The sequence below is a fragment of the Flavobacterium sp. genome (assembly GCF_044368995.1).
Classification (GTDB): Bacteria; Bacteroidota; Bacteroidia; order Flavobacteriales; family Flavobacteriaceae; genus Flavobacterium.
The window spans coordinates 1-7293 of sequence record NZ_JBIPMS010000082.1; the positions used below are offsets into that span (position 1 = coordinate 1).

The following is a 7293-nucleotide window of genomic DNA, read 5'->3' on the forward strand; positions in this document are numbered from 1 at the left end:
CCAATTACATATATCATCAATCCTACTTTATCGATATTTAAAGGTAGAATAGCTAAGATGATAGATGAGGCGATAAATAAAAGTTGCGACTTTAAAACCCAAGTGATGCAAGTTTTAGAAACACTTTCTACGCCTTTTATGGCAAATGAAACATATGAAACTTGGTTTAAATTGGTTCCAAATGAAATTTATAGTTCAAATGCAGTTTTGAGCAATTCTAAAATTACAATGAATTTAGGTTTAAAATGCCAAATGCAAACCTTAATTGGACAAAAACCAAAAAGCGGTTTTGATAAATCTAAAATAGTTTCTAAAGCAGTTGCTAAAATTCCGTCTGATTTCAATGCTTCTGTGGCTGCCGTTTCTACTTACGAAAGTGCAAGTAGAATTATGACAAAAAATTTCATGGGACAAGAATTTGGCTCTGGAAAAAGAAAAATTACTGTTCAAAAAGTAACCTTATGGTATAAAGATGGCAAAATGATTATTGCTTTGGATATGCTTGGATCAGTAAACGGAACCATTTATTTGGCAGGAATTCCAAAATATAATTCGGAAACAAAAGAAATTTATTTTGAAGAAATGAATTACGTTTTAAACACAAAAGGCCTTTTAACAAAGACTGCAAATTGGTTGTTACAAGGTGTGATTTTGAGTAAAATTAAAGAAAGTTGTAAATATTCTATTCAACCTAATTTAGAGGAAGGAAAGAAAAACATGCTGCCTTATTTAAACAATTATTCTCCAATGAAAGGTGTTTTTATAAATGGAAAATTAAACGATTTTGTGTTTGAAAAAATGGAACTTTCCGAAAATGGTATTGTAGCATTTATCACTGCAACAGGTGCTATGAAAATTATAATTGACGGAATGGAATAGGTTTAGGGATAAGGTAAAAGGCTTAAGGCATAAGGCAAAATTATCTAGAAAATAATTATCCTCATCGTTTGTCATGCTGAAAGCATCTCTTATTAGTTGAATTGAACAACGTTAAGTGAAACCCTTTCAGGGAGACAAACATTGTGTTAATTTTTTGAAGATTTATGCTTTAACTTCTTTCTTCTTTTGTTTTAATCGCCATACTGCGTAAAATACACCTGCAACTAAAATATAGGGTATGGCCATTAAATAAACAATTCCGTCATTTACACCTTCGGCAACAGATTTGTTGGCTTCGTTTTGTAAAGAAGCTCTACACATGGCGCATTGTGCGTTTCCTTCAAGAAAAAACAAACAAGTAAAAAGTAAAAAACAAACATTAGTTAATACATACTTTTGACTTTTGACTTTTGACTTTTGACTATTTCCGTTACTTAACATAATAAGGCGCAATCATTACATAAACTACCACGCCCGTAACGGCTACATATAACCAAATAGGAAAGGTAATTTTCGCTAATTTTTTATGCTTATCAAATCGTTTTGATAAAGCTCTTACATAGGTAATTAATACTAACGGAATAATAATTACTGAAAGTGAAATGTGTGTAATTAGAATAAATAAGTAATTAATTCTTTCAAAACCAATAGCTACTCTTTCAGATTCTTCCAAAATTGAGTTGTGGTTAGTATCGCCGAAAACTGCAGAAATAGAAGTCATATGATACGCCACATACATTAACAAAAATGCTAAAGAACAAGCTATTGCTGTTTTCATCAAATATTCGTGTAGTTTTCTTTTCCCGTTTTTAATTGCTAATACAGCTACTACTAATAAAACGGCAGTAATTCCATTAATGGTAGCATAAATAGGTGGTAAAAAGTTTAATGGTTCTACATCATAGCCTAATTTTCTTAAATTTACACCAAATAAAGCAGCTACTGCGATTGGAATAATAATAGATACAGCTGTTATTAGTTTGTTATATTTTGTTTCGATGTTATTTTCCATGATCGTTAAATTTTATCTTTATTCTTTTAATAATAATTTGATATCTTCTTTAATGGCATCAATTCCTGATTGTTCAAGGCCATCGTAATACATAATTGGGTTACCAAATTTATCTTTTCGACATCTGATATTTCCTTCTTTATCAATTAGAGCAAAAAGTCCTGAATGTTCGAAACCACCTTGTACTTTATCATTTTTACCAGCAAAGATATTAAACCCTTTATTGGCAATACTCATAATATACTCATAATCACCTGTTAAAAAATGCCAATTCGAATGTTTTACACCTAATGATTTAGCGTGCTCTTTTAAGGCGGCTGCTGTATCATTTTCAGGATCTATAGTGATTGAAGCGATTCCAAAATTTAAGTCGCCATAAAAACTTTCTTGCAATTGTAACATGTTTTGGTTCATTTTCGGGCAAATTGTTGGACAAGAAGAAAAGAAAAATTCAACCACATATACTTTGCCAATGAAAGATTTCTCTGAAATTTTCTTACCATTTTGATCTGTAAGTTCAAAAGAAGGGACTTTAGCTAATTTTTCTAAACCGTTATCTTTAAATCTTTCTGTCAATTCTTTTACGGTCCAAATCCCGAACAATAAAACAATAAATGATATTCCGATATATGAGTTTTTTTTCATAAATTTAATTTGTTACTCTTCACAAAAAGCTGTTTACTTTTTAATTACTTCTTGTTCAATTTTATCTCTAAAATCATCTTTACGTTTGTTCTTTTTAAGTGCCAATCGGTACTCGCGAAGTAATATCTTTACATCATCCGACATTTCATTGTGTAATTCTGCAGCAGAGATAGTGTTATAACATTCTCTATATTCCACTTTTCCTTTAATTTTTTGTCCTTTTCTTCCTCTCAAGTTTTTCTCTTTATCTATAATATAAACAAAAGAAGTGGCTGTAAAAGTGTCTAATTTGTTTTTAAAATTAAACGTATTGAAATATGCTTGAATGGCTTCTGGTTTTGCGAAAAGAAAATGCCAGTTTTTCAAATCATTAGATAATCTTCTAAACTCTAACATAATCGCTTTAATTTTATCTTGATTGCCATCTGGTAAAATCATTACCATTTGAAAATCTTTAAAACCTTCGTATTTATTGTAAATTTTTTGATTTAAGTTAAATAAATTAGCTTTTACCTCTTCAATATTACTTCCCGGAAACCCTAAAACGGTTATGTTTTTGTCTAAAACCACTTTCTCCCCATTTAATGAAACAAATTGATTTGAAAGTTCAGCATGATTTTTTGAAATAATTGGCAGGAATAAGGAATTATGAGAGGCTGTTGCGAAAAACATGTAAGCCACTATGGGCAAAATGAAGAGTACAGTTAATACGATATATTTTTTCACTTCAGTAAAATTAACTATTGAGATACAAAGATAAAAAAAATCCCGTTCCAATATGATTCGGAACGGGATTATTATAATTTATTTTATTAAAAAATCCATTTGTAATGAGAATTTTTGAAGACTTCGAAAATATAATCTGCTTCTATTAAAATAATGAAACATAAATATAAAATTAAGAATACTAATGGGGCAACAACAGACCATCTCAAACTTTTCTTTTCGCCTTCTAAGTGCATAAAAGCCCACATAATATAGTATGCTTTTACGATTGTTAAAATAATAAATAACCAGTTTAGTAAACTCATTCTTAAGAATGTTCCTAAAAATAAAGCTTCTGGTTTTGTAATACCAAAATATACTTCTACAGTTGTAATTACAGATAAGATTCCGAAAACGGTCCAGATTCTTTTCATATTAGATTCATGTGCGTGTGCCATAATATTTATTTTTACTAAAAATTAAACTAAATAGAAGAATGTAAATACAAACACCCATACTAAATCGACAAAGTGCCAATATAAACCAACTTTCTCAACCATTTCATAACTTTTTCTTTTTTCGTATGTACCTAATAATACATTAAAGAACACCAAGATATTTAACAAAACGCCAGAAAAAACGTGAAATCCGTGGAAACCTGTTATGAAGAAGAAAAAATCTGCGAATAATTTATGTCCGTACTCGTTTCTAATTAAGCTAGCGCCTTCTACTACTAAAATTGCATCTTTCAATCTAGTTTCAGATTCTGTGCGAGAAAGTACTGTTTTTTCTTTTTTCTTTGTGATAAATTCGGTTCTAACCAAAATTTCAGGATGCGCTTTAAAACCCGCCATTACTTCATTAACAGAATAATTAGGTAAAGCATGGTCTTCTTCCATAAACCAAACCCCTTTTTCTCTTGTTAATTGCTCTCTTTCTTCAGATAAAGTAGCAGCAAATTCTTCTAATTTAACTCTTTTGTATCCTGTTTTTTCAGATTTATCTGCTTTCACAAATTGCAAAATAGCACCTCCAGAAGTTTCTACAGCTCCATATTCCCCTTTGATGAAATTTTTCCATTCCCAAGCTTGTGAACCTAAGAACATAAAACCACCAATTACTGTAAGTAACATGTAAATAGCCACTTTTGTTTTTTGTAATTTATGACCCGCATCCACAGCAATTACCATGGTTACAGATGAAAAGATCAAGATAAATGTCATCAATGCCACATAATACATAGGTGCATTTACACCGTGTAAAAATGGAAAGTGAGTAAATACCTCATCGGCAATTGGCCAAGTTTCGATAAATTTAAATCTAGAAAATCCGTAAGAAGCTATAAAACCTGAAAAGGTTAATGCATCTGATACGATGAAAAACCACATCATCATCTTACCGTAAGTGATTCCCATTGGTCCAGGACCTCCGTCTAAAGCGTGTTCATTATTAACCGTAGCGCTCATATAATAGTTGTTGTTAAAAAGTTTTCAAATTTATTGATTTTTTTCTATTTGAAAAAATAGAAAAATAAAAACAAGTAAACCCAAATAAAATCCATAAAGTGCCAATAGATGCCACTTAGCTCAATACCAAGGTATTGCGAAGAATTGTATTTTTGTTTATAATGATTATAAATTACATAAATTAATGAAATCATACCTCCAAGTAAGTGTGCTACATGCACAAACACAAAAGCATACAAAAAAGAGACCGTAACTTTACTTGAAGAACCGAAAGGAACAAGCCCTTGATTAAACAATAAATCAAATCCTTTAAATTGAAGATACACAAATGTCAATCCTAATACTAAAGTAAGTAATAAATATACTTTTGTTAAAGAATGCTTGTTTGATTTTATGGCTCTTTTAGCCAAAAAGTGCGTGATACTGCTTATAAGCAATAGTATTGTGCTATAGGTAAAAGTAATAGGGATTTCTAATTCTTTTAACCAATCTGGGCGTTGTTTACTTACCACAAACGCACTGGTTAATCCTGCAAAAATCATTATTATGCTTATCATAGCAAAATACAATAGCATTTTAAATGTTTTTGCTTTTTTGTCGTAAGCTTCTTGTTCTGTAATGCTTTTCATTTTTATCTGTTTAAACACATTTTTAATGTAGAAATTTTGTGTTCTTTATTGTTAATTTCTTGAATTATACAAATTTATCAATCACGTATATAATTTGCAACAAAGTTATGTAAGTTACGCTAACTAACATTAATTTTTTTGCAGTTTTTGCTTCTCTATTTTTATATAATTGTATGGTGTAAAACAGCATCCAACAACCAAGTAAGAAAACCACAATTGCAGCTACAACAGACAATTGCAATTCACCTGTGAAACCAAATACTGGTAAAACAGATGCAACCAATAACCAAAAGGTATATAAAATAATTTGAATTACTGTTTTAGAATCGCGTTTCCCGGTAGGCAGCATAAAAAACCCTGCTTTTTCATAGTCTTCAAATAAGAACCAACCAATAGCCCAAAAATGTGGAAATTGCCAAAAAAACTGAATTAAAAATAAGGTTCCTGCTTCAATTCCAAAATTCCCCGTAGCGGCTACCCAACCTAACATAAATGGAATGGCACCTGGAAATGCACCAACAAAAACAGATAATGGCGTTAGTGTTTTTAATGGTGTATACAAACTTACGTACATGAATATAGAAATAGCACCAAACATGGCTGTTTTTGGATTGATAATATACAATACGATCAAACCAATAAACGTCATTATAAAACCTAAAATTAAGGCTTTGTTTACAGAAATTCGGCCTGATGGTAGGGGACGGTTTTTGGTTCTATCCATTTTCGCATCCAAATCTTTTTCTATAACTTGATTGAAAATATTTGAGGCACCAACCATACAATAACCGCCAATTGCTAACAAGAATAAAGTAACAACACTAAAAGGATGTTTTACTGAAAAACCCAATAAATAACCTACAATAGAGGAAAAAACCACACTAACTGCTAAGCCAGCTTTGGTAATTTCTTTAAAATCTAAAAAAATTGATTTTACGTTTATCGTAGTTGTTTTCAAAAGTAAATTTTTAATCGATTGCAAAGATAGTAAGAAGATTTTGTTTTTAGCAATACTTACCGGGCAAATTCAAAATATTAAAACTAATAAAAAATAGCTTCAGAATGTTTTAGTACTTTTCTGAAATTAATATGCCATCTGAAATAGATTTTGCAGCAGAAGTTCCTATTCTTTTTACCCCTAATTTAATCATTTCAATCGCTTCTTCTTTTGTTTTAATTCCTCCAGAAGCTTTAACTTGTAAAGGGAAGGCGTTTTCTAACATGGCTATAATTGCAGCAATCGTAGCGCCATTTGGCGAGCCGTCTGCTGTTTGATAAAATCCAGTTGACGATTTTATAAAAACATGTTCAAAATCTTTTTCAGTAAAATTAGCAACTACTACATTTTTTATTAATGAAGTCAATTGAATAATTTGCGCGCCATTTAATGCCGCAATTTCAATAATCCATTTTATTTTTTTATGATGCGTTACCGCTAATTTAGTTCCTTGTAATACTTCTTGTTTCACTAAATCAATATCACCTAATTTAAAGGCTTCAAAATTAATTACGAAATCAAGTTCGTCCACTCCATCTTTGATTGCTTGTATGGCCTCGCTAATTTTTTCTTCTATACTTGAAGTACCTTCTGGAAAACCTATTACTGTTCCAATACATACTTTTGATTGTGCTTTTTCAATTTGTTTTTTTGCAAAAGCAACATTATCTGGGCGAAGCATGACTAACTTATACTTCTCTTCAATGGCTTCTTGGACAAAATCATGAATAATTTGATTGGTTTCTTTTTCAGAAACGCCCGCTTGTTCGGCAGTTTTTAAATACGTCGAATCTAAGTAGTCTTTGATATTCATTATTTTAATTTATTGATTAAAAAAAAAACATCTCAACTAATGTGAGATGTTTTTGTTTTGTATTGCATTGTAAAATTTTACTATAAATAAACTTGTAATAGCGCCTAAAGCATTTGCTACAATATCATACCGATCAAAAACCCTGT

At 30.5% G+C, this 7293-nt stretch carries 10 protein-coding genes; 1 reads left to right on the forward strand and 9 read right to left on the reverse strand.

Annotation, left to right across the window (positions count from 1 at the left end):
• Positions 1–879, forward strand: an 879-nt coding sequence (locus ACIQ2I_RS06615) for a DUF4403 family protein (RefSeq protein ID WP_396181643.1), incomplete at its 5' end; no start/stop codon positions are given.
• A 162-nt stretch (positions 880–1041) separates the two neighbouring features.
• On the opposite strand, the gene ACIQ2I_RS06620 is transcribed toward ACIQ2I_RS06615, so the two are convergent.
• The 9 genes from ACIQ2I_RS06620 to deoC form a co-directional block, all read right to left on the reverse strand.
• Complete coding sequence (locus tag ACIQ2I_RS06620; RefSeq protein WP_291242275.1) at positions 1042–1200, reverse strand: hypothetical protein; 159 nt, start codon at positions 1198–1200, stop codon at positions 1042–1044.
• Between the two features lie 109 nt (positions 1201–1309).
• Positions 1310–1891 carry a DUF420 domain-containing protein gene (locus tag ACIQ2I_RS06625; RefSeq protein ID WP_396181644.1) on the reverse strand — a complete coding sequence of 194 codons (582 nt, stop codon included), beginning with the start codon at positions 1889–1891 and terminating at the stop codon, positions 1310–1312.
• A gap of 18 nt (positions 1892–1909) precedes the next feature.
• On the reverse strand, positions 1910–2536 hold the full coding sequence (locus ACIQ2I_RS06630; RefSeq protein WP_396181645.1) for an SCO family protein: 627 nt from the start codon (positions 2534–2536) through the stop codon (positions 1910–1912).
• Positions 2537–2569: 33 nt separating this feature from the next.
• A complete protein-coding gene (locus tag ACIQ2I_RS06635) occupies positions 2570–3262 on the reverse strand; it encodes a hypothetical protein (RefSeq protein ID WP_396181646.1) in 693 nt (230 codons plus the stop codon).
• Positions 3263–3348: 86 nt separating this feature from the next.
• Positions 3349–3699 carry a cytochrome C oxidase subunit IV family protein gene (locus ACIQ2I_RS06640; protein WP_396181647.1) on the reverse strand — a complete coding sequence of 117 codons (351 nt, stop codon included), beginning with the start codon at positions 3697–3699 and terminating at the stop codon, positions 3349–3351.
• Positions 3700–3720: 21 nt separating this feature from the next.
• Positions 3721–4707: a cytochrome c oxidase subunit 3 gene (locus tag ACIQ2I_RS06645; protein ID WP_396181648.1), complete on the reverse strand. Its 987-nt coding sequence runs from the start codon at positions 4705–4707 to the stop codon at positions 3721–3723.
• A 44-nt stretch (positions 4708–4751) separates the two neighbouring features.
• Positions 4752–5336, reverse strand: a complete 585-nt coding sequence (locus tag ACIQ2I_RS06650; protein WP_396181649.1) for a heme-copper oxidase subunit III — start codon at positions 5334–5336, stop codon at positions 4752–4754.
• Between the two features lie 64 nt (positions 5337–5400).
• The gene (cyoE, locus tag ACIQ2I_RS06655) at positions 5401–6309 is read right to left on the reverse strand and encodes a heme o synthase (RefSeq protein WP_396181651.1); all 909 of its coding nucleotides are present in this window, start codon (positions 6307–6309) and stop codon (positions 5401–5403) included.
• A gap of 94 nt (positions 6310–6403) precedes the next feature.
• Positions 6404–7147, reverse strand: a complete 744-nt coding sequence (deoC, locus tag ACIQ2I_RS06660) for a deoxyribose-phosphate aldolase (RefSeq protein ID WP_396181650.1) — start codon at positions 7145–7147, stop codon at positions 6404–6406.
• Between the last annotated feature and the right edge of the window lie 146 nt (positions 7148–7293).